Raw genomic sequence first — 23949 nt, 5'->3', positions numbered from 1 at the left:
AAAATAGTTTTAAAATAGTATTCCTTAAATTTGGATTACAACATAGAAGGGGCAGGTGGGGCTACTTTTTAGTTTTTCCGGCACATCGTACAATTGCACACCAACGATAGTGCTTCCCGCCACACAGGCCTGCCACTGATCACAGATCAGCGCCAGCGGGGGGGTAGCGGGACTTTTATTTTATACAAAGTAGTAGACTATTAGAAATAACAAATAAATCAAAGCTATTGCATCGAAAAAAACCTTTCGTATGATATTCGCAAAAAAAACAATAAAAAGATATACAAAAAAATAAAGGTAATTAATCTCAACATTTTTTATTTGACATGCCGTATATAAGTAGACTATTAACGCAGATAATAAAATTGTAAGAGTTAGATAGCCAATCTTATATTGCTTTGTTTCCCTTTTTAGTGCCATCTTAACTGTGATTTATTGAACATTATTCAACTCTCTTAAGAACTTCAAGTAAATGTGATACGGCATTGTTGGTGCTCCGTTTACAGTTGTGTGATACCAACCAATGGATGAGCCATCAACTGCATTAAACAGCATTGCCCTCGGAATTGCTCCTGGAGCATCAATATTTATCACATACATTCCCATTCCTTGCCCATTTTGCACATAGTTTTCATATTTCATCTCAACAAGATGTTCCTGTCCTTGAACCGTAATTGCTAGACCTCCAGTAACTGTCCCTGCACCTGAATTAACCATTCCTAAAACCCAAAGTCCTACTCCTTCCACCATATATCTTGCAACTAACTTATTCTTACTAAAAGATTGTTTTGGGAATAATTGGGAAGAATTCTTGTCAGCAATGTATCCTGCATTATACTTACCAAACAAATTAGCAACATCGTTCCATCTGCTTTTTGATGCATTCCCTCCAAATTGATAATCATCGACCGCATTCCAAGCCATGCCGAGCGTGATGGGGTCAACGTGCCAATTTCCTGGCTTACCCGTCACTACAACATCAGGCAAAAGAATCCCTGGTAATCCGGCATTATCAAAAGGTTGAATAAATTTCTGATAATATTGATTTTCCTGTGCGGTAATATATTCTCTTGTTGCTGCCATTTGTGCTTGGGATTCGGCTAAAAATTGGGCGTACTCCGGCGACCTGTACCCCGCACTCCCTAAAGACAGCCATTGCTCATTAGTCAGCCCATCGGCGCCAACCTGCCGTCCATACCACTCGGCATACATTTGGGCATATTCATCTTCTACTTTCTTTTTTTCCTCTTCTTCGTCCTTGCTAGTCCAGCCGCTGGGGTCGGTATAGCGCAGCGGGTTATTTAAACAGTACGAGTACCTATTGTAGCTTTGGCTATTGGTGGGGTCCTGCACCTGGTTGTCCGGAAGCCCCCTTCCCGTTCCCCCGGAGGGGGAAAGCTTTACTTCTGCTCTTTCAAAGAACGCGTTGCTCAATTTAGCAAAAACTTAAAAAGAAGCTGCCGGTAAGAACAGCTTCTTTTTGCTTATCAATTTATTTCATATTGTCGTTGCAAACGACAGAAAGCGAACCCCTCGTTTCCGCTAGCGCTCAAACGAGGGGTAGCTGGGGAAGCAGGGGATAGGTAATTTACCGAACAAAATCTAACCTACAACTTTCACCTTCTTTTGCTACTGTTACGTACAAAACAACCTGTTTCTTTACGGGATTATCAGGGGTTACAGGGTATGAATCAACTATATATGAGACAATATAAGTATTCTCTTTGGTTGTGTCTTTTATAATTGTCATAGTTTCTAATGATTCAACATCTATGCCCCAGTCATTGGTTAAAAAATCATGTCCGTCCTCAAACCATTCTTTTGCTTCTTTTCGTAGTTTTTGAGTGCAATATTTTTCCTGTAACGAGTCTATTATAATGTAATGGTCTTTAGGAAGAGGAACAGGCTTTATCGCCCATATCTTACTGTAGTTTGTATAAAACTCTCGTAGCATGGAGGTACATTTATCACCTGCATTATCCTGAGCATTACAACCACTAATTGAAAACATCATAAAGGTTGCAAATAAAAATAGTAGTCTTTTATAAATCATAACTTCATTCTAAATTATTTATGGATAGGTTCCAAAACGATAAATCTGAAAGGCTGGTTGGTTTGTTCGATACCCTCCCCCTGGCCAAAAACTATTTTGGTAAAAATTAGATAGCCATTGTGTTCCATTGTACATCTGAATATGACCATATGGTATTCCATTGGCATCAGACGTACCTCCTGGATAGCCTTGAATTACTGCAATATCGCCCGGCAAATAATTTGTAGTATTGACTGGACTGAACCCCGCCCCTTCTAAAAAAGGACCATATGCCCTTGCAGGTACCGGTGTTTTTCCTAAAAATGCATCACGTTGTAATCCAAACCCAGCTTCTAACGAATATCTAATAAATCGTGCACAGCTTGACCCACAACCTGCAGCCTTAGCTGCTGGGTATGAAGGATAAGAGTTTTGGTTTAACGAATTTACGGCTGCATCCACATTATATGTATTCCTCCCGCCCTGGGCATTCCCTCCAAACTGATAATTATTAACGGCATTCCAAGCCATACCTTGTGTAACCGGGTCAACATGCCAATTACCAGGCTTGCCCCTCACTATGATATCTGGCAAAGAAATCCCTCCCGTAAGGGGTTGGATAAACTTCGAATAATATAAATCGTTTTGTTCTGCAATATATTGTCTGACTGCTACCATCTGGGCTTGGGATTCTGCCATAAATTCGGCGTATTCTTGCGACATTTTTTCCATCTCATACTTGGCCCTGCTTGCATCATATCCATCATTTATTGTAATTGTGCTTACCTGCCAGCCACCCTTACCGTCTGGCGTAACTACACTGAAGGTACTCCACCCACTCGGGTCGGTATACCGTAGCGGGTTGTTCAGGCAATAGCTGTAGCGGTTGTAGCTTTGGCTGTTGGTGGGGTCCTGCACCTGGTTATCGGGGCTCAGGAAGCGGCCCAGCACGGGGTCGTACATACGTCCGTTCATGTTTACCAGTCCAAACTCGGGCAACATTTCGTGCCCGGTGTAGCCGCGGTAGCATATATTAATGCCAAAGCTATTAAAATTTTGGTAATTCCATGTATTCGGGTCGCGGTAACGGCCCCAGGCATCGTAGCTGTATTCCTGGGCCAGGGTTCCGTTGGGGTTGAGCAGGGCCATAATGGAGCCCAGGTGGTCGGTGGCCACATAGTACAGGGCAGGTGTGCCCACCAGGGCGCCCGAGCTGTTGAGGGTCTCAATGTAAATGGCGGCCAGGCCGTTGCCCCCGCCTATGTAGTGGATGCGCCTGCTGCCCGCGGGCGTAACTTCCAGTTCGTAATTGCCCGTGTAGTAACGGGTAAGCACGGTTGCGCCATCTTTTTTCACCACCATTTTGCACCGTTCCTGGCTTACCCCATAGGTTATTTCGGCGGTATAGGTTCCCTGGGTTATGGTGGCCACCTTGTTAAACGAGGTATAGGTCAGGTTCTGCCTGAGCGACGACAAGGTGCCAGGACTGTCGTACAGGGCGCTGACCCCTGTTTCGCCGGAGGGGTACATGTACGTGCCGGCATCGGTTTTCTTCAAAATATTGCCATTGGGCATATAAATGGTCTTCTGCTGGGGCAGCCCGGTGGCGGTAACCGTGGTCAGGCGGTCAAAACTGTCATACCCGAAGCTTTCGCTCTTGCCGCGTTTGTTGTCGGTACGCGAGCTTAAATTGCCCGTGGTACTGTTGAATGCATAGCTGTAGTCGAACACATTGCCCACTTTAATGCCCGAGGGCATGTGGGTAGCGTCGAACGAGTGGGTGCAGGCAATAGCCGCCCCAAGGGTAAAGGTCTCCACCTGCCCCGTGGCGTTTACCGTGTTGGCTGTCCACAAGGGCGAACCGTCGGCTTTGGTCACCTTGCTCAGGTTGCCGTACGTGTCGTAAACGTATTTCACCTGGAAGCCCGAGGGATAGGTTTCGGAATTGACCCTGCCGTTGGTATCGTACCCGTATTGCCGGGAAAAGCTTAAACTGCCTATGGTTTCGGTACTGGTGTTGAGCCGCCCAAGGGTGGGTTCGTACTGAGCCTCGATTTTATGCACAAGCGCCCCCGTTTTATTTGTTAAGGTGGCGCTAAGCAGCGCACCGCGCGACTGTTTGGTAAAATCGTCCTCGTATTTGAAGACAAGGCTTCCTTCTTCCGTTGTCTGCGTATCAACGCGCCCAAAGCCATCGTACGTAGCGCCCGTTGCCTGGGCGGTTGTCTGGCCTTCCTGCTTTTGCGAAATAATGCGGTTCAGCGCGTCGTAGCCGTATTCGGTGGTCCCGGCATTGGCATCAATCAGCGATGTTTGGCGTCCTTTGGCGTCGTAACCGATAGAGCTTACCATATCGCAGGCCGCAATTTGGGTGGGCCCGAATACGCCGTTGGTAAAGTTGACGGTATTGCCCCCCTTGTCGGTAGCCGATGTTAACTGGCCGGCGCCATTGGTCGTGCTGATGGTTTTAGAGCCGTCGGGATTGGTCACGGTAACGGTAAGGCCGCTGGGGTCGTTATTGGTTGCGGAAGTGATTGGGGCGCTGTAGCTGTAACGGGTGGTGCGGCCCCGGTTGGTCACCGTTTCGAGCTTTCCGTACACATTGTAGCTATAACTGGTGTATTCCGGTGTGCCCCCTGTATAGTGCTCACTTTGCTTTTCGAGTTGCCCTTTGGCGTTGTACACCCTGTCGACGGTAATGGTCGCATTGTTAAAGCCTTTGGTTTCGGTTTTGATGGCCCGGCCCAAACAGTCGATATGGGCGGTGATTGTTGGCTGGCCGGGAGCCGTGGCGGTAACGCTGTACAGCGCCCCGGTAACCGCGCTTGTGCCGTACGATGTACTTGTCTTCCGGCCGTCGGGTGTGGTGGTGTCTTTCAGTCGCCCCCAGGGATCGTACGCATAGCTGGTTTTGTTCCCCAAATCGTCCACCGCTTCGAATAGTTGCCCAAGCGTGTTGTGATGATAGGTAACCGAGCTTGTTTTACCGTTTGCCGAGGTGCTAATCCCGCTTACATAACGGTAATTGGTTTCGTAAGTATATGTTTTAACCGAAGTGCTAATGTTTGGCGACGAGGTTTTGACCCAGTTAAGCGCCCCGTTTGCATAATAGCCGTATTCGGTGGTCACATCGTCGGACAGGCCCCCCGAACGGGTTTCTTTGGTAAGCAAACCGTTGGTGTAGGTCCGGTTGATTGTTTCGGTCGGGGTACTTTGGCCGCTGATTGTTTCGGATGAACTAACTGTAGCGGCGTTGCCATAACTGTCGTAATTGGAGAAGGTTGTTGTTACGGAATGAACGCCTGTGGCACTAACCACCGATGCCAGCGTACCGTAGGAACTGAAGGTTGATGTTGTTGTGGTGGAAATATCGTAGGGCAGATTGGAGGTTTCGATAACTTTACCGGCATAATTAAACGAAAAGAAATAGCATCCCTTTTGGTAGGGGTAGTAGTAGTTTATGGTTTTTTCGTAGCTACCTAAGCTTGTAAATCCATTTTTATTACTGGTATTGAAGCGGATTGGGCGGTTTTGGGAATCGAAAGCCGTTGTCCGCTCCTGCACATTGCCCGAAAGGTGGTCGGTTACCGTTACTTTGGTAAAGCCCAGGAAACCAAGTCCTACTGCGCTTGTAAGCGGCTCAGCAAACACATCGCTTTCGTACGACAGTAAGGTGCCGGTATTGTCGGGGGAGTAGGTTTTAATCGTTGCGGCTACTTCAGCCGGGCCGCCCCCCGTTACCGCATTGCTGCTTATAATGACAGTATTTCCCAGCGTGTTGACCATTGATTGGTAAGTGTAATAGCTTGTAAAGTTTTTTTGGGAAACGGATAAGATCGGTTCGTTATTGTCCTTTTTTTCCACCAAACTGAACCTGAAATTAGAGTTCGAGTCGGCTGTAAGCCTGTACATACTTAATTTTGGTAGTGCATTGTCATCGTCGGTACTGACAGACTGGATATATAGTTCCATGTTTCCTTCGTTGTCCGTATCCCAACCAATCAAACAAGTCGGCAGGTCTTTCCCGAACCCAATATACTGGCTTGTTATAACACTGCTGTTGTTCATATAGTCGAGCTTTACAGTATTGTTTTGTCCTGTGGCATCCAAAACAATAGTTGCCTTAACCGCACTCATTAAAACAAGGGGATTTACACTTATCGGAACAGAATTGCAGGTCAACGAAACTGAAGTCCCCGAATTCGGATAAGACAGATATCTCTTCCAATTAGCGGCAACTTGGTTAATTTGCACATTGTTGTTGTTATATTCGGTAAGCGTATTAAGCCGGCTTGCAGCGTTAATCGTGGTATAGTTCAACTGGTAGCTCCGCATTTTTACCGCACCAAAATAAACATTGACGGTTTGGAGCAGCGATTTATAGTTTATTTTGGAATTTTGCACCAAACGATAACTCACATCGGGGCGGGAGGTGTACACGAACTCTATTTTGTTGCCCGCGTATTCTGCTTTGTCCAGGCGGGTTTCGCCATTGCTGCTGGTATAGGTATATACAATGGTATTTCCGCCTTTGTCGGTTACCTTTTTTAAATACCAGGTAAACGCTTTGCTTGCGTTAGTGGGCACCAGGCGCGAATCGGCTGTGTTTCCGTATTCGAGCGTTGTTCCCCCTTTGGTCGTTACGATAAAACCCCCGTCGCTGGTAGTGCCCGATGCGAATGCAACCGATTTAAAGGCTTCGTCCTGCGTGTTGTAGTCGCGGGTAGCACCTGCACCCCAATTCCGGTCGTATAAACGCTGGCCGTCAATGGCATACTGGTCGGAAGTTGTAGAAACCGCCTGGTCATAACCATCGAAATAGCGTGTTTTGCCAATCCGGGTAATCGACGAAATGCCGGCAATGTCCCAGCCGCGTCCCAAGGGGCCTTCCCCGGCCAAACTATTATAGGTAACTGCAAACGATGGTTGAAGCCCGTTGGCGCCTGCCGGGCAGTAAACGGGCAACTGATAAGTGGCCGCCCCGCCGTCCGATATGCCCGCCAGCCCTGTTGTGTTGCCTTCGGGCGCTTTTGATTGGGAATATGTAGTTAATGTGGCAACTGCGAGTAACAGTGCCGTAAATAGTTTAATGCTCTTATTCATAATAATGCTTCTTTGGAATTAATATTTGATAAGCTTCCAGCTCTGTTTGTCGTTCCCGTTTTGGTATATCAACAGATACTGTCCGGCGGGCCTGGCCGACAGGTCAATGGTGTACCGCTTGGTCAGGGTATTGCCCGAATAAACCACCCGGCCTGTTAAATCGGCAACCAGCAATGAGCCCGGCACCTGGTCGTCAAATTCTGAAAATTCGACCGTTAACAAACCCTTGGTTGGATTGGGATACAGCTTAATAAAACTATCGTCTTTTTGTTTTTCGGGAGCAGGCTTGTCCGCAATTGTAGCCGATTTGACCCCTCCTCCCAAAATCGGGCGGCTTAAACAATTGCCCCTGTCGTCGTAGGTAAAACTGTAACTAACAGGCAGGGGTAATGCAATACCGTACAACACGACTTCAAAAACCAATGGATCCATACTATTAATCATTGTAGGGCTTATCCTTATGTAGCTTACAGCTCCCGTATAGCTTGGTAAAATGGTCAGCGTTGGTGTGCACAATGAAGGATTGGTATTATTGATTGTTTCGAGCACATCACCGTCGACCGAGAATAATTGCACCTGGTAATTGGTGCAGGGAGGGCCAAAGTTTAGCTGTATGCCTGATACCCGATAAGGTTGGCTCGGCAGGCTAACTTGCAGCCAGGATGAAGGCGGCGCTGTCCAATAAGTTGAGCTATTTCCGTCAATTGCTTTTTCTGCCCCGCTTATTGCAGGATTGGCGGCGCTGCCCGATGTTGCTGTTAATCCCGTGATGTACGAGTAGATTGGCTTCACTTCGGAAATACTAATTGGTATTTGGTATGTAGAGGAATACTTATCCGTAAATATTTTGATTTGATTGACCAGGCCCCCGTAGTCCGATTGAACGGTTATTGATATCGGGCCGCTTGAATATTCGGCAACCGGGACTTCTTTTGCCAATACGCCATCTTTTAAAAACTGGACTTTGCAATTTTTCCAGGGTGTTTGAAAGTCAATTTGTACACCCCATACCACATTGGAAATCGACAGGTTAAGTTGCAACCAGGCCGATGAAGACCACGTTAGCCAGGAGGTGTTGCTGTTCCCGTCCAGTACATTGGCGGGCGGAAAGGCAACAGTTGAATTGCCACCGGGTACCGGGTCGCCAATATTGACAAAAGTACTTGCCGTAGCTGTAATTACGGTGCCCGGGAGTTGCGCATGCGCCGTAAGGATACCAAGGCCAAGTATGGCCAGAAGTAAAATTTTTTTCATGTTGTTAAGGTTTTTTGGGGGATTTGCCTCGGTTAATCATCTGATTTTTGTTGTTTATACCAATAAATTTTTGTTTTCATATTTTTCGCCCCCTTGCCTCCCACGGTGCCTTCCAGCCTTTGGAAGGCACCGTGCTAAAGGCTGGAAGACAGGCTTCCAAAGCTTGGAAGGGACTGTGCCCTTATAAGGGACAGTTTTGCAGTTACAGCACTGCCAGCTCGGCGGGCAGGCTGCCTTTACGCAAACTTTTGTTGTTATGCACCACTGCACGCACCTCAACCCGATAGGTCCCAGCCGGCAGGGCAGGCACCAAAAAGTCGAGCTGAGCAGGCTTGTTGCGCGAAACAACGGCCACGCGGGTTTCGCTGCCATTGGCTGCAACCAGGAAGATGCCCTGGGCGGCATCGGCCGGGTCGAACTTCAGGCGGCTGCCTTTCAGTTGGGCAATGTTGCCGGGAGTAAGCGCCTCGTTGCGGGTCCCGCTGCCCAGGTCGTCGAGGTAAAGCGGATCGGGCTTCGGGCTGGCCCCCTGCACACGGGCCACATTCACCCCGGCGACCATCTCTTTCAGACGGATGCCGGGACTTACATTGATCTTCACCGAGTGAACGGAAGGGTTAAAGCTCTCGTCCTCGCGGGTAAAAACGCCTTTCACCGACAGCGAAAGGTTAAACAGGGGCGTGTTCACGGCAAAGCCGTTTTTTACCAATTGTTCAAAGGCCAGGGCGTATTCTTCGAAAACGGCCAGGGCCTCTGCCTTGGTTACCGTTGAACCGCGGCTGATCATCAGGTCGATTACATCGTCCTGGGTTTTGCTTTGCTGGTTTTGCACCACCGCCATGTAGTCGGTCGGGTCGGTGGTCAGGTGGTTTTCAAACAGGGCATAGTTTAATGCCATCATCATTGGTTTTTTGGATACAATATGATCATCAATATAATACAGGAGGCCGGAGATGTTATCTTTTGAGAAAAACATTTTCCTTGACCTGTTTAATACAGGGCTGTCCGTCGGGCATGTTTACCGGTTGGACAAGGGTTAATTGACTGGTCGGAATAACGTTATACCGAATCGATTAAAATAAATTCATTTGTTAATCATTCGGGTCCAATAAAAGTACCCCCCCCCCATGAATGTGTTGTTAATCAGGAATATTTTGTTTAGAAAAATTTGGATTTCGTTCGTCAAAGACAGGGATTCAAAAACACCCCTAAAAAGTATGCTTTCGTTGTAAAAAACGAACATTTCAATTTTGGTGAACAAAATAATACGGGTGAAAAAAGTGAAAAGAAGTGATCGGTAATCGGTGATCAGTAAACGGTAAACGGTAAACAGTGAACGGTGGTCAGTGTGCAACGGAGGATTTGGTTGGTCATTGGATAATTGGTCATTGCAGCATGGGGCTTGGGGCATGGGGCTTGGGGCATGGACTTGCTCTCTGCGTTAAAGAAAGTGACAAAGTACCTGAGTGGCAAAGTAACAAAGTAAAAGGCTGCTTGTTACCGTTGTCCGTTCTCCATTCTCCCGTCTCCGGTAATTGCTCCGTGCTCCACGCTCCATGCCGTATTTACGCCTTCGTGTTTAAATCTTCTTCTGTCGGCCCTGGTGGGTGCGGCGCATGAGTCCCGGGCGCTCTCCCGTCTCCCGTCTCCATTCTCCGTTAATTGGCCATTACAGCGTGGAGCATGGGGCAAAGGGCTTGGAGCTTGAAACTTGTAGCTTGGAACTAAAAAGTACCCGATCAGAACCGGGACTGAACACTGTCACTGATTACTGATTACTGAACACTGGTCCTTTCTCTGTTCTTCTGCCTTCCCGCCAACTGTAAATCGCTGGTGCCGGGGCATTCTGTTCAACAGCTCCTCAAACCGGTTGATTTGGGCTGCAAAACAAATATGCTACCTTTACCGTTTCAACTTAAAATGAAGGAAATGAAAAGAAGGAGTGAGGTCATCATGATGATATTCGTAACAATCATAATGGGTTGCAGTGCGCCTAAAGTGATTGTTTCGCACCGGGCAAACGCGGAAACGGCAGAAGCGGAAGGTCGGTTTGAAGCGGCCACGCAGGCCTGGAGCCGGTATTTTGATCAGCAACTTGCCGCGGGGAGCGAAATCAGTCCTGAGGAATATGCCCGGGCAGCCAAAACCGCTTACCGTGCTAACGAGGTCGCCCTGGCCGAAAGTTGGTTCGGCATGGCCCAATACGGAAACTATGCCGACCCCGGGATGTATAAGGCCCTGGCAGCCATTTACCGGCAGCAAAATAACCTGAACAAAGAATTGACGGTCCTGGAAGCCTATCAGGAACATTACCCGGAGCAGGCCGATACGGCCGGGGTGAGCATCCGCCTCTTTGACCGGTATACCGGGATGGGAAATAAGGAAAACGCGCTGAAAATCTGGCCATTCATAAGTGCAGAAAAACGAAAAGAGGAAAAATACCTCAACCAGTATTTTTTGATTCAACGTCAGCTTGATCAAAAAGAAAGCTGCGACACCATTGCCGGGCAATTGCTCGAAATCAACCCGAAACATGTGGATGCCCTCGAATGGCTGGGCGATAAATATTACCGAATGGCAGAAGATCGCTACCAACGCGAAATGAAAAAATATGAAAACAAGCGTACCCACGTGCAGCATCTCCAGCTTGTGCAGGAACTGAAGCTGGTGACAGCCGATTTCCAACAGGCCTTGACCTATTTTAAGGTGTTGTGGGAAATGAATCCCGGGCCCAAATATGCGCCTTACCTGGTTAATATTTACACCCGTTTCGAAAATCCCGAACAAGCCAACTATTACCGGAAATATTTAGAATAAAGGATTGGCGCCCGGTTGAGGTCGGCATTTTGTCCGTTCGAATTTTAGGAATTTGATTTATATCTTTGTTATGCTATTAGTAAGCCGGAAAACCGTATGGTAAACAAGTCTGAAAAATGGGACCGTTCCCGCTTTTACCATGCAAAGGACCAAAGCCTGATTTTAATAAAGCTTTTTCTCCTTGCAGGTATTTTTCTTTTCGCCGTACCGAGCCAGGCTCAGTACTGGGATACAAATCCGTCAACAAGCCCGGAAAAAAAATCACCGACCGTAATTAACCTGAAAAGCTTGCCGATCGAAGGTTTTAATTTTTGGGAAGATGAATTTAAGGGACACTGGGCAGGCATTCACCTGGGACTTAACGGACTGGCACGGGCCGACTATTCGATGTACCCCGACGATGAACAGGATTTTCTGGACCTGAACCTGCTTCGTTCGACCACCTTTCATGTCAACCTGTTTCAACTGTCGAAAGGATTACAGCATACGCGGAACACCATCGGGCTGGTAACCGGCCTGGGCATGGAGCTTCAAACCTATTACCTCGATAAAAACACCAGCTTCGTGGCCGGTGATTCGCGCATTGAACCGGTTCAGCTTTATTTTGACGCCAATCAGAAATCGAAGTTTTCGTCGATTTACCTGAACATGCCGCTTTTGCTCGAGTTTCAGGTTCCCCTGAAACACTATAAAAACCGGCTGTATTTGTCCGGCGGAATCACAGTGAGCAGGCAATTGGGCTCGCACACCAAAATCAAGTACCGTAAGAATAACCAAAAGCAAAAGCTGAAAACCCCCGACGATTTTTACACGCACGATTTCCGCTATTCGGCAACAGCGCGTTTGGGCTACCGTTGGGTCAATCTGTTCGCGACTTACGACTTGAGGCCCTTGTTTGAGGAAGGTAAAGGCCCCGAGGTGTATCCGTTTTCGGTGGGCCTTGCACTGATTTTGTTCTAAACCGGGCGAAATCCTGATCTATTTCCTGTGTGGCAAACCGTAGAAATTATATTTTAGCCAATAAAAGAAGATATCCATGAAACTGTTACTGATCAGCAATTCAACCATGCCGGGTGAGGCCTACCTGGACTACCCCAAACAGGAAATAAAAAAATTCCTGGGCGAAAAACCGGTAAAGGCCCTGTTTATTCCGTATGCCGCGGTCACCTTCACGTATGACGAATATGAACGGAAAGTAAATGAACGTTTCGCCGAAATCGGTCATTCGGTGGTGAGCATCCATCATGTTGAACAGCCGGAACAAGCTGTGGAAGACGCTGAAGCGATCGTTGTTGGCGGAGGCAATACCTGGCAACTGGTTCGTTTGTTGCACGACCGGAACCTGATGCCATTAATTGCCCGAAAAGTGAAGGATGGCATTCCCTACATCGGCTGGAGCGCCGGATCGAATATAGCCTGCCCAACGCTGCGCACAACCAACGATATGCCGATTATCGATCCGACCAGCTTCGCCACTACCGGCTTGGTCCCTTTCCAGATTAACCCGCACTACCTGGATGCCAACCCCGACGGGCATGCCGGCGAAACCCGCGAACAACGCATCGAAGAATTTCTGGAAGTAAACCCGGATGTATATGTGGCCGGGCTTCGTGAAGGAACCATGCTGAAACTGGAAAACGGACGGCTGGATCTGATTGGTCCGCGTACCGCCCGGATCTTCAAAAAAGGGCAAAAACCGCGGGAGTTAGCCGCCGGAGACGATTTTAACTTTCTACTGGAAAACTATTCTCCGAACCGGTAGCCAATTCCTGATTCGGTAATCAGTAACACGGGTTTCGACGGGTTGTCTTCGATCTTTTTCCGGAGTTGCGCAATAAATACCCTCAGGTATTGGGTTTGTTCAATATAACCGAAGCCCCATACCTCTTTCAGAATATACTGATGTGTCAGCACACGTCCCTGGTTTTTGGCCAGTAAACACAACAATGAAAATTCGGTAGAGGTCAGTTTTAAGATCTCGTCGTTTTTTCGGGCAACATGGTTTACCAGATCGATCGCCAGTGAACCGAATTCCAAAACCGGGGCATTGTCTTTTTTTTCGCCCGACCGGATGGCTGCCCGGATACGGGCAAGCAGCTCGCCGCTTCTGAACGGTTTGGTCAGGTAGTCGTTTGCCCCGCTGTCCAACGCGGTGATGATATCTTCTTCCGAGGCCCGTACCGATAAAACGATCACGGGTTTGCAGAACCATTCCCGTAATTTTTTTAAGATTTCCTGTCCGTCCATATCCGGCAACCCGAGGTCGAGAATAATTAACGAGGGATGATGTGTTGCGGCATCAACCAGGCCGTCTCTGCCGTTTGATGAATGGATAATTTTATACCCGCTGGCAGAGAGAGTTATTTCGAGCAAGCGGCGAATCTGCAATTCATCGTCAATAATCAATATGGTTTCCTGTCCGATCATTGGTTTTGGAGTTGGTTTTTTTCTATCCCGGGGTTCTCAGAAGGTATCCGAATGGTAAACAGGGCTCCCCCGTTCGGCCTGTTCTCAACCGATATAATGCCTTTGTGCGCCTCAACAAATCCTTTTACAATGGATAAGCCCAAACCCAGGCCGCCTGTTTTACTTCCTTCGACCCGGAAAAACTTTTTAAATACATTTTTCATGGCCTCCTCGGGGAATCCCGGCCCCCGGTCCATGATCTGCATGATAAGTTCGCCGTCTTGATAAGACATATTCAAGCCAATGGCAGATGAAACCGGGGCATATTCACATGAATTGAACAAGAGGTTGTACAGGACCTGTTCCATCAGCCCGAAATCGATTTTCACCAGGGGCATCTCTTCCGGAACGGATATTTCGAGCGAGAATGGTTTCAGTTCGTCCTTCAGATCTTCCGTCACCTTGTTCACCAGGTCATTCAGATCGTACCAGTCTAACCGGACTGAAATGCGCCCGCTTTCGAGCCGCGACATGTTCAGCAGGTTTTCAATAAGCCGGTTCAGGCGCAGAGAAGCTGTGAAAATTTCATGAAGCAAGGCCGACCGGACATTCCGCGGGTGAGGCGATGCCAGTAAGGTATCCGCCGCTCCAAGGATTGTGGCAACAGGAATTCTCAATTCGTGGGAAATGGAATTGAACAGGGTTTTGTACAGCTTGTCCGATTCATCCAGAAACCGGGCTTTCTGCGCCAGTTCACCCAGAAATTCACGCTCAAGGGCATTGGATATTTGTGCCAGGTAGGTATCCCAGAATACTTTTTTGTCTCCCTGAAGCTGCCGGTCAAGATTAATGGCAACTACTCCGGGATTGATCCGGGTGCCCCGCAAAGGAAAAAAGGTGTAGTTTACAGCAGACCGGACATCCGTGAACTTACCGGCTTCGCGGCAATGCTGAAATACCCAGTCGGCCGCCTGGTACTCGTCCTGCGAAAGTTTCTTCTCTTTTTGCAAGCGTCCCGACGAAAGGAGCACGTTGTTCCCGTTCTGCATGATGAAAAAGGAATCGGTTGAGAAATGAGTTTTAATGTCTTCGATGGCCACGCCCAAAACTTCATCAATTCCACGGGCTTTCGATAGTTCTTTTGTTAGCTGGAACAGGGCATTGGTACGTTTTTCCCGGTCGCGTGCCAATCTTTCCTGTTTACGTACCCGGGTTGTCAGTACGCCGTTCAGCAGGGCAATGATGAAAAACATTCCGAACATCAGGATGTCTTCAGCTTTATCGATGTGAAAGGTATAATGGGGAGGAATGAAAAAATAGTTCCACACCAGCGCGCTGAGGGTAGCGGCAAGCAAAACAGGGCCAATTCCCATGAAGGTCGCCATGAAGGACGTTACAAACAGGAGAATAAAAGAAACAACATGGTAACTTTGCGTGTTGGAAAGCGGGGCGCATATCAAAGCGGTCAGTCCGACGATAATCACCGAAAGAAGGTAGTGATCTGTCTTTGAATTAAACAGCGGCACGTATTTAAACCCGATGATTTTATTTTTATCCATGAGACCAAATTAAACGACAAATTTAAAGCTAAATGACGCCTTTTCATCATCTGCCGGTTACTTTCAGACAATCTTTGGTCTTGTACCCCAAAAAATGGCCCGGATCAGGGCAAATACCGGAATAATTTCAAGCCTTCCGGCCCACATCTGAAAAATGTAAACCAGTTCGAGCACCCGGGGCATGTCCGGATCGGTAATTCCGGATGACAGCCCGACAGTTCCCTGCGCCGAGGCCGACTCAAACAGGGCATCGGCAAAGCTGAAACTCCCTTCGGTATATATGGCGGTGATTATTGACGAAGCCAGGACCAGCAGAAAGAACATGATGGCAAATGAAGCGGCTTTGGTAAATTCTTCATTCATCTCTTCGGGCAACATGGTTTTATTATTAAACCGGATTGCTTTCACGGTGTTCCCCGACAGAAATGCTTTGTTGATTTGCCACCGCAGCCCTTTTTTAATGATCAGTGCCCGGATCATTTTAATTCCCCCGACCGTTGCTCCCGAGGCCCCGCCTACAAACATCGCTGTTGAAACAATAAATACCACCGAAATCCAGTCCCAGCTGCCAATATCCGAAGTTTGCCAGCCGGTGGTCGACATGGCGCTGATAAACTGAAAAATGCCTTCACGAACGGGAGAAGGGACCACTTCGGCGCGGAAAAGCAGAACAGACTGGATGAGGCTTCCGAAAATGAAAGCAATCATCAGGCAGCGGGTCTGAATATCTTCCCAGAATTCACGGAATTTCCGCTCGTAAATCACTTTATAATAAAAAGGGATGGAAAAAGCGCCGAGCATCATGGGCAAGAGGTACAACATGTCCATATAAACGGAATGGTAGCCGGCAATACTGTCGTCCAGTGTGCTGAATCCGCCTGTCGACTGACCCGTCATGGCATGATTGACAGCGTCGAAAATATTCTCAAAAAACGGGTAATCAGGCAAGATCAGGAACGTGCCAATGATCAGGTAAACCACCGAAAACAGGGTAACAAACAGGTACACCTTCCAAATGGCCCTTGCCGTTTCGATAATTCTTGGCCGGAGCTTTACGCCGCTGGCTTCCGAGCCATACAATAAGAGGGCGCTTTTGCCCGAAGTCTGCTTGAACACGGCCAGGACCATCACAATAAAACCGGCGCCGCCAATCCATTGTGCAAACGAACGGTAAAAAAGGACCCCTTTGCCTACCGAAGGTTCGTGGATGGCCATCGTCAGACCGGTTGTTGTATAGGCGCTCATGCTTTCAAAGAAGCAATGCAGCGGATCTTTGAAATAAATCAGGCTTGAGAAGGTATATGCCGCTCCTTCAGGAATGAACCGGTTCATCACATCCACTGGAGTGATAAAAGCGATAATAAAAAACGGCAATCCCCCCATCAGGGTAATTCCCAGCCAGCCGGAGGCTGCAATAATCAGAGAATGATTGTATTGAGGTTCTTCTGCGTAATAAAATCCCTTGTACAGCATGAAGCCCGCTCCCGTGATGATGAATGCGGAAAGAAGAAAGCCTGAAACGGAGTACCATTCCGCGTAGATAACCGAGACAACGGCGGGAACAAGCAGGATAAAACCAAGCAGGATAAACAGGTTCCCGATTTGCTTAAAGACCGTTTTGTACGTGTTGCTCTTCATTTTTCTGATTCCTTCCCAATTATCTTTAATTCATTTTTCGGTATACCGACGGCGCAAACATGAGTAGTAAAGGGTATATTTCCAGGCGTCCCAATAACATCAGGATGGACAGCGTAATTTTTCCGGCATCGGGAAAACAGGACAAATCCAGACGGTGTCCGAAGGTGGTTAAGGCCGAAGCGGATAAAAACGCGGATTTTCCAAAATCGGGCGTAAAGAGGGAAAGAATGATTGTTCCCAATAAAAATGTGATCCCGAAAACACTGAATAAGGACAAAACCGACAGGTTGTCATCCCGGCCGATCAGCTTCCTGTTATATTTCAGGTCAGACGCGTTTGAAGGAGCGTTTGGATTCCTGAACTGCAAACTGAAGTTCCTGAAAAGGATCAGAAAACGCGACATCTTTATTCCGCCGGCAGCCGAACCCGTGCAACCCCCGATAAGCAGGAAAAAGAAAAGTAGAACCAACAGATAGTCCGGCCGGATGGAATAATCAGTAAGCGAATAGCCCGAAGAACTAATCACCGATGCCGTTTGAAAGATGCCTTCCCGGAAACTGCTTTCAAATCCGCCGCCTGGCTGAAAGCGCCTGATCCCGGTTATGAGTAGCGACAAAGTGAAAAAAATGATCAGGTAAATCCTGTTTTCTTCATTCCTGAACGCAATCCTGAACTTCCCGCTTACAATAAAATAAAAGATGATGTAGCCGACGCCGGATAAAAGCATAAAAAAGGCCATCAGGTACTGGATGTATGGCGGGTACGCGGCAAGGCCTTCGGCCTGAGGAGAAAAACAACCTGTTGAAACGGCGCCGAATGCGTAGCAAAAACTTTCAAAAAGATTCATCCCGCCCGAGTACAGCAAAACGACTTGCGCCGCCGTCAGAACACCATAAACCAGGACCACGCGTTTCATCACAAAGGCCGGGCCGGGAGTCGTTTGTTCTTCCGGTGAAAAGAGCTGATATCCACCAATATTCAGAGAGGGGAAAATTACGATAAACATCAGGATGGTCCCGATTCCGCCCAGCCAATGTGTAAGGCTACGCCAGAAAAGTATGGATTTTGGCAGCCGGTCCGTGTTGGTAAGAACCGACGAACCGGTGGTAGTAAATCCCGATGTTGTTTCAAAAAAGACGTCAACCAACGATGGAATTGTTTTGCTGACCAGGTAAGGCAGGCTTCCGGCCACGATAAGCGCCAACCACGAAACGCTTATTAACAGGATACTTTCCCTGTTGCTTGTTATTGTTTCGAATTTTTTACCGGAAACCGCGAACAGGAAACAGCCTGTCAGCAGCGAGATGAATGCCGGCAAATAAAACGGAGCCAGTGGCTCGTGGTAATAAATGCCGGAAGGGATACACATCAAAAAAGACAATCCTTCAACCATCAGGATCAGCGAAACCGTCAGCAAGAGATTATTAAAGCGCATTCGTCACTGTTTTTTTAATCGCCGGTGAATGCAAAGGTGCGGGCGATTTTATAAAGGCAGTGTAAATATTTTTGGCAAGGGTATAAAGATTTTATAAAGACTGTGGCTGTACGCCGGCTTCATAATTATTCGCCGGACGATGATCTCCGGTAAACAAAAAAGACCCGCGCATGGCGGGTCTTTTCGTTCTGTTTCCTGTTTTTTGTCAGAAGTTTACCAGGCTGATCCCGACGGTGAACGGAAAGAGCTCAGGGCCTTTATCGTCTTTAAACAAAGGCGAAAGGCTGTATGATGCAAATAAGGAGATATCTTTTAACCCGGCCCGTGCCACGGCGGCATACCTGAAGGGGTTGATATTGAAACTCCCCCGGTCTTTTGTTTTTGAATGGTCTGCTTTAATCTTGGTGTGCGAACCGATATTGATGCCCCCCATCATTCCGGCCGAGATGAAAAAATGATTGGAATGATCGTTAACCGGGATTTGCCACTCGAGCATGAGCGGAACGGTGAGGTAAGAAAGGGTTAACTTTGATTTGTCAAATTTCTCCGTTTCCACCGGTACCGGCATAACCATCCCGTCAATTTTATCGATGGTAACCTGATTATCGAAACGGTAATTGTTCATCGAAAAGCCCATGCCGGTGACCAGTCCGACGCGTTCTTCTTTCAGGCTGATGTTATACTCCAGAAAATTGATATTTACCTCCATTGATTTCGGTTGGTCCAGGTCCATGAAGCCGGTCTCATCGTAAAGGCTGTAATCTTCGTTGTAAAAACCGTTAAAGCCCAGTTCAAAACCGGCCCAATGCCCGTTAAAGCGTTTGTTTTTTTTCCAGTCCTTATCCCAGTTTTCGTCTTTGGTTACATTGATATTGGTTTTGTTATCTTTCTCAATGATTTCAATATTTCTTTTCCCGATGCGGATGGTGGTAGTGTCGCTGTGATAGTTGTCGCGTATGTTGATCCGGTCGTTCAACAGGCTGACTTCGGTTTTATCGGCATCCTCGGTTACTTCCAGAACTTTTTTGGTACTTGTTACCGTGGTTCTGGTTTGTTCCTGCGCCCAGGCGAAGGTCACCAGTAAAAGGGCCAGGTTAAATAAAAATAATCGTTTCATAGCAGTTATCATTTAATTTCTGACCTATGACGGCAGACCCCGGGATTAAGTTACAGCGCTTATTTATTTTTTTTGACGGGGATGGAAAAGGCAATCAGGCGGCTTTGAAAGTTAACTCCCGATATTTCTCCCCGGTTATTTTCTTCGAGGGCAAAACGTTCGTTGGAAATATTTTCGGCAGCATGCAGCCCGGCTCTTACCAGGTTCGAAAATGAAATGTTTTCTCCTTTTGGGGTATTGAGTATTTTGTGGGCCAGGTATTCATCCAGCTTGAGGTAATCCCGGGTGTTTTGCCCGCTTTGCCCTTGGTTTACGGATGCAACCGGCTTGGCCGGGCGGTCAGTAATCAGGCTTTTTGTCATCGGGGGGATCGGTTCGGGCGCCGGTTCGCGAGGGGGATATTCCTCAGCCGGCATTTCAGGCCCTTTTGCAGCGGGCTTTAGCGGTTGAACCCGGGCCGTGGTCGCGGCAGACGCTAGTTGCGCCGGTTCGGCTGTGATTTTGGCTGGTTGTTTTTCGATGGGTTCTTCCGGAATTACCGCCGGCTTTTCAACGGGTGCACCGGGTACTGACGTTTCGGGCAGGTGCCGGACGATTTGCTGCTCAGCGGGCCTGTCAGGGCTGTCGGGCCACAGGTACCAGCCGAGTAAACCGAGCAGCAGGATGGCTGCCACCCGGCCAAACCAGGGATACAGGTAGATTTCAGATTTCTTTTTCAGCAGCAAACTTTTATCAGGAAATACCGGGGCGGCATCAGGCCTCAGCCTGATCTGTTCAAACAGCCTGACTGTCTTTTGCTTTTCAGGATCGCGGGCAATTTCGTCGAGCAATGCCGATTGTTCGGCCTCAGACAAATCGCCTTCGATGTAAGCAACAAGGCGGTAATCGAATCCGCTTTCGGCGGCTGATCCGGTTTTTAGCAGTTTTTCTTTTGCCGGGAATGTCACTTCTGTTTTTGGAAGGCTGATCCCGTGGACAGCTTTCAGTTCTTCGGCCAGATCCGGGTTTTCTTCCAGAAAATCAAGAAATTCATCGACCAGACCGGGCGGGAGGTTCCCGTCGGTATAGTCGATAAAAAACGGCTCATAATTTAACCTGCTGATCTTCATTTTTTACACCAAAACATCCATTTTCCCGATATAATTTTTTAAGAAAACCCGGGCGCGGTAAATGTAAACCTTTACCTGGGATTCATTCAGACCAGTGATTTCGGAGATTTCTTTATACGAATAACCTTCGTAATCACGTAGCATCAGCACCGATCGCTGGTCGTTCGGCAAACGTTTAACGGCCTGGTTCAATACCTCATGCAGATCGGAATACTGCTCAACGTGAACATCTTCCGGCTGCCGGTGATCTTCCAGCAAACTTAGCCTGCTGTCTTTCCGGATGACATCGATCAACCGGTGGTAAGCCGTTGAATACAGATATGATTTTACTTTATCGGCTGAAACAAAATCGAGATGAAGCCAGAGTTTTTCATAGCTGTCCTGAACAATATCCCGTGCTTTTTCGTGGTCGCGAATATTTTTCAGAACAAACCTGAATAGTCCGTCAGCATGTTGATTTACAGCTTGGTTGTAGTCTTCAACGGTCATGGGGCTTTAGTCTGTACACCCGGTATGACGGATGAAGTTCTATTTTGTTACAGCCAGCAATTTTTCCAGCGAATCTTCTGAGCCCGAAATCTCGATTGCTTTTAGCAATGTATTATCAATTCTCTGGATAATCGGGAAGAAGCCTGCTTCTCCAATGATATTTCGGGCGATGTACGCCATGAGCTGGGTTTCAATGATTTTACCGGAAGCTTTCAAGCCGGAATCACTCCGTCCAACGCCTTTTTGCCCGGCATAGGCCACGAACTGTTCCAGAATTTTTTCTTTGCCCAGATAATCGTTAAACTCATCCGCCGTGCCCATTTTATTCAGCCTGTTCCGGTTTTTGTCGCTGTACTCGAAAGCAAAGTGGTACACCAGCGATTTCTGGGTAATTTTTGAGAAGTATTCGGAATAACCGGTAGTGTCGACAGGCACAAAATAATCGGGCATAATGCCGCCGCCGCCGTACACCACCCGTCCGTGTTTGGTTTCGTATCGCAGCGTGTCGGCAAAGCGGATGCTGTCAGCTTCCTGGAATTCGCCGTGGGCCGCACGGTTCATGATGTCGTGAAAATACTGGGGGTTTCCGTTTTCGTAAGGTTTTTGGATACTTCTGCCGCTAGGGGTATAATAGCGGGCAACAGTCAGGCGAAGGGCCGAGCCGTCGTGAAAGGGGATTTGCTCCTGAACCAGGCCTTTGCCGAAAGACCGGCGTCCGATAATAATTCCGCGGTCGTTATCCTGGAGCGCACCGGCAAAAATCTCACTGGCCGATGCCGAATATTCATCAATCAGGACCAGCATTTTTTTGCCAAACCATTTGCCTCTATTATCGGCGGTGTAAGTTTTCCGCGATTGGGAATGTCCTTCCGTGTAAACAATCAACTCTCCTTCATCCAAAAAATCATTCACCATCTGGATAACCGCTTTTAAATAACCACCCGGGTTTCCGCGCAGGTCGACAATGATTTTTTCGGCCCCCAGCTTATCCAATTTCGCGATGGCATCGCTGAATTCACGGTAGGTTTTTTCGGCAAAGCGGCTGACTTTCACAAAACCGGTGGATACATTGATCATGTAACTGACATCCACGCTGATAATCGGAATGTCGCCGCGGGTGATTTCGTAGGGGATCAGGTCGCTGATTCCCTTGCGTTTAATGCCAACGGTCACTTTCGTTCCTTTTTCGCCGCGAAGCAGACTTAAAACCGTTTCATTTTTGACGTTTATTCCGGCGATGACCGAGTCGTTGACGGTAACAATCCGGTCGCCGGGCAGGATGCCCAGCCGGGAAGATGGTCCGCCCGAAACCACATCGATCACCTGTACGGTATCGTTATGAACCGAGAACTGGACCCCGATTCCTCCGAAATTTCCCTGCATCTCTTCGTTCACTTCCTGCATGTCTTTGGCCGGGATGTAAGTGGAGTGCGGGTCGAGGTTTTGCAGCAGGCCGGGAATGGCGTCTTCGACCAGTTCGGAAGTTGAAATGGAGTCGACATAAGCGCTGGCGATTAAATCAACAATCGCGCTGAGCTTGTTGGATTTCGACATCGACATATTGTGGTAGCCTGCTACTTTAGGCGCTTTACGTAGATTATTGCCTAAAAAGATACCCACGATTACCGCCGCGGCAATCAGAAGGGGTAATAAAATGTTTATTCGTTTGTTCATGTTTTCCTGTTTTCTTTTTTTTCGGTCCGGTTGTTTATTCGTCTTCTACCTGCACCACTTCGATGTTGGCGCGCCGCAGCAGGTCAATTCCGTCTTCAAGGCGGTAGCTGTCGGTGAAAACCACCCGCTTGATCCCGGCCTGGATGATCAGTTTGGCACATTCCATACAAGGCGACGAGGTGACATACATGGTAGCGCCCTCACTGCTGTTGTTCGATTTGGCCACTTTTGTGATGGCGTTGGCTTCGGCATGCAGCACATACGGTTTTGTCCGGTTGTTTTCGTCCTCGCAGTTATTTTCAAAACCCGAAGGCGTGCCGTTGTACCCGTCAGAAATAATCATCTGGTCTTTTACCAGGAGGGCCCCAACCTGTCGTCGTTTGCAATATGAATTTTGGGCCCAGATGGCAGCCATTTTCAGATAACGCTGATCCAGCAGATATTGTTTGTTTCCCATTAGCAGATCTTTGTGGCCAAAAGTAATAAATGATCAGTCTTTATCTGAAAAAAGAATTACAAAAATACATATCCGTTCCGGGAGATTACAATTTTTTATTTTCAGGATGAGCGGGTTTTTGTCCGTGCAGGTATTTTTCAACGATATTGAGTAAGTCTTTCGATTTGATTGGTTTGGCCAGATAATCGTCGCAGCCCGACTGAAGCGCTTTCTCGCGGTCGTCGGACATGGCAAAGGCTGTTTGGGCGATCACGGGAATTTCCGGATTTTCAGCTTTGATCAGCTGGGTCGCCTCATAACCGTTCATCTCGGGCATTTGCAGATCCATCAAAATCAGGTCGATATCGGCTTCCCGGGTGAAAATATCCACTGCCTCCCGTCCGTTTTTTGCCCATAGAATTTGTGCGCTGATTTTACTCAGCACAGCATTCAGATACAAATAATTGGATTCAACATCTTCTGCAATCAGTATCTTCGGATTTTCGTGCATAGTCATTATTATTCCGCTTTTTTTGAGTTAGCTTATCAAAGATATTGAAAGTTTTACATAAATGCTATAAGGGAAAACGAATTTGCCGGGTGGAAGGACTGTCAAAAATGCCCTGAAAGATGTTTGCCTGCTTCGGGATAGGGATTAAATTCCGGACTCTCAAAAGGATGATGTTTTACTTCAGTTTAGCTAAGAAACCTTACTTTTCCGTCATCACGGGAGGTTTCAATTTCTATCGGCTTATAATGGTATTTGATACATCGACTGCCGGCTTCAGTGATCCGGGAAAATATCATCTTTGCCCGCGTTACTCACTCGCTAAATTCATCTGTTTTTTTATAATTTTATCTGTCAGAACAGAGCGGAAAT

18 protein-coding genes are annotated in these 23949 nt (G+C 47.7%); 3 read left to right on the top strand and 15 right to left on the bottom strand.

Features of this window, described 5'->3' with window-relative positions; translation table 11 throughout:
* Positions 1–432 precede the first annotated feature (432 nt).
* From ACOIT5_RS06990 to ACOIT5_RS06970, 5 genes are all read right to left on the bottom strand, one after another.
* The gene (locus tag ACOIT5_RS06990; protein ID WP_423129759.1) at positions 433–1434 is read right to left on the bottom strand and encodes a hypothetical protein; all 1002 of its coding nucleotides are present in this window, start codon (positions 1432–1434) and stop codon (positions 433–435) included.
* Positions 1435–1588: 154 nt separating this feature from the next.
* The gene (locus ACOIT5_RS06985) at positions 1589–2053 is read right to left on the bottom strand and encodes a hypothetical protein (RefSeq protein WP_423129758.1); all 465 of its coding nucleotides are present in this window, start codon (positions 2051–2053) and stop codon (positions 1589–1591) included.
* An 18-nt stretch (positions 2054–2071) separates the two neighbouring features.
* Positions 2072–7135 carry an RHS repeat-associated core domain-containing protein gene (locus ACOIT5_RS06980; RefSeq protein ID WP_423129757.1) on the bottom strand — a complete coding sequence of 1688 codons (5064 nt, stop codon included), beginning with the start codon at positions 7133–7135 and terminating at the stop codon, positions 2072–2074.
* Positions 7136–7153: 18 nt separating this feature from the next.
* A complete protein-coding gene (locus ACOIT5_RS06975) occupies positions 7154–8389 on the bottom strand; it encodes a discoidin domain-containing protein (protein ID WP_423129756.1) in 1236 nt (411 codons plus the stop codon).
* A 202-nt stretch (positions 8390–8591) separates the two neighbouring features.
* Positions 8592–9293, bottom strand: a complete 702-nt coding sequence (locus ACOIT5_RS06970; protein WP_423129755.1) for a DNA-binding domain-containing protein — start codon at positions 9291–9293, stop codon at positions 8592–8594.
* A 1025-nt stretch (positions 9294–10318) separates the two neighbouring features.
* Between ACOIT5_RS06970 and ACOIT5_RS06965 the strand changes: the two genes are divergently transcribed.
* The 3 genes from ACOIT5_RS06965 (at position 10319) to pepE (ending at position 12968) form a co-directional block, all read left to right on the top strand.
* Positions 10319–11206 (top strand): tetratricopeptide repeat protein, encoded by an 888-nt coding sequence (locus ACOIT5_RS06965; RefSeq protein WP_423129754.1) that lies wholly within the window; start codon positions 10319–10321, stop codon positions 11204–11206.
* Positions 11207–11302: 96 nt separating this feature from the next.
* Positions 11303–12166 carry a hypothetical protein gene (locus ACOIT5_RS06960; protein WP_423129753.1) on the top strand — a complete coding sequence of 288 codons (864 nt, stop codon included), beginning with the start codon at positions 11303–11305 and terminating at the stop codon, positions 12164–12166.
* Between the two features lie 76 nt (positions 12167–12242).
* Positions 12243–12968, top strand: coding sequence for a dipeptidase PepE (pepE, locus tag ACOIT5_RS06955; protein WP_423129752.1), 726 nt, complete (start codon positions 12243–12245; stop codon positions 12966–12968).
* Here pepE and ACOIT5_RS06950 read toward each other — a convergent pair.
* The 10 genes from ACOIT5_RS06950 to ACOIT5_RS06905 all read right to left on the bottom strand — a co-directional run bounded on the left by ACOIT5_RS06950 (position 12950) and on the right by ACOIT5_RS06905 (position 23586).
* Entirely contained in the window at positions 12950–13633 is a 684-nt protein-coding gene (locus tag ACOIT5_RS06950; protein ID WP_423129751.1) for a response regulator, read from the bottom strand. The two genes, pepE and ACOIT5_RS06950, sit on opposite strands and share 19 nt — an antisense overlap.
* Positions 13630–15171 (bottom strand): DUF4118 domain-containing protein, encoded by a 1542-nt coding sequence (locus tag ACOIT5_RS06945; protein ID WP_423129750.1) that lies wholly within the window; start codon positions 15169–15171, stop codon positions 13630–13632. Before ACOIT5_RS06945 ends, ACOIT5_RS06950 begins: the two co-directional genes overlap by 4 nt.
* A gap of 63 nt (positions 15172–15234) precedes the next feature.
* Positions 15235–16809: a TrkH family potassium uptake protein gene (locus ACOIT5_RS06940; RefSeq protein WP_423129749.1), complete on the bottom strand. Its 1575-nt coding sequence runs from the start codon at positions 16807–16809 to the stop codon at positions 15235–15237.
* Between the two features lie 25 nt (positions 16810–16834).
* Positions 16835–18244, bottom strand: coding sequence for a TrkH family potassium uptake protein (locus ACOIT5_RS06935; RefSeq protein WP_423129748.1), 1410 nt, complete (start codon positions 18242–18244; stop codon positions 16835–16837).
* Between the two features lie 205 nt (positions 18245–18449).
* A complete protein-coding gene (locus tag ACOIT5_RS06930) occupies positions 18450–19361 on the bottom strand; it encodes an outer membrane beta-barrel protein (RefSeq protein WP_423129747.1) in 912 nt (303 codons plus the stop codon).
* Between the two features lie 59 nt (positions 19362–19420).
* Positions 19421–20470 (bottom strand): hypothetical protein, encoded by a 1050-nt coding sequence (locus ACOIT5_RS06925; protein WP_423129746.1) that lies wholly within the window; start codon positions 20468–20470, stop codon positions 19421–19423.
* 3 nt (positions 20471–20473) lie between these two features.
* Entirely contained in the window at positions 20474–20959 is a 486-nt protein-coding gene (locus ACOIT5_RS06920) for an RNA polymerase sigma factor (RefSeq protein WP_423129745.1), read from the bottom strand.
* A 39-nt stretch (positions 20960–20998) separates the two neighbouring features.
* Positions 20999–22633, bottom strand: coding sequence for a S41 family peptidase (locus ACOIT5_RS06915; RefSeq protein ID WP_423129744.1), 1635 nt, complete (start codon positions 22631–22633; stop codon positions 20999–21001).
* 34 nt (positions 22634–22667) lie between these two features.
* Positions 22668–23090, bottom strand: a complete 423-nt coding sequence (locus ACOIT5_RS06910) for a deoxycytidylate deaminase (RefSeq protein WP_423129743.1) — start codon at positions 23088–23090, stop codon at positions 22668–22670.
* Between the two features lie 85 nt (positions 23091–23175).
* Entirely contained in the window at positions 23176–23586 is a 411-nt protein-coding gene (locus ACOIT5_RS06905) for a response regulator (RefSeq protein WP_423129742.1), read from the bottom strand.
* Positions 23587–23949 lie beyond the last annotated feature (363 nt).

Origin of the sequence: Gaoshiqia hydrogeniformans, from assembly GCF_049347105.1 — a bacterium.
GTDB classification, from domain to species: domain Bacteria; phylum Bacteroidota; class Bacteroidia; order Bacteroidales; family Prolixibacteraceae; genus Gaoshiqia; species Gaoshiqia hydrogeniformans.
The sequence above is the reverse complement of the archived record's forward strand: the minus strand, read 5'-3'. Positions and strand labels throughout refer to the sequence as shown.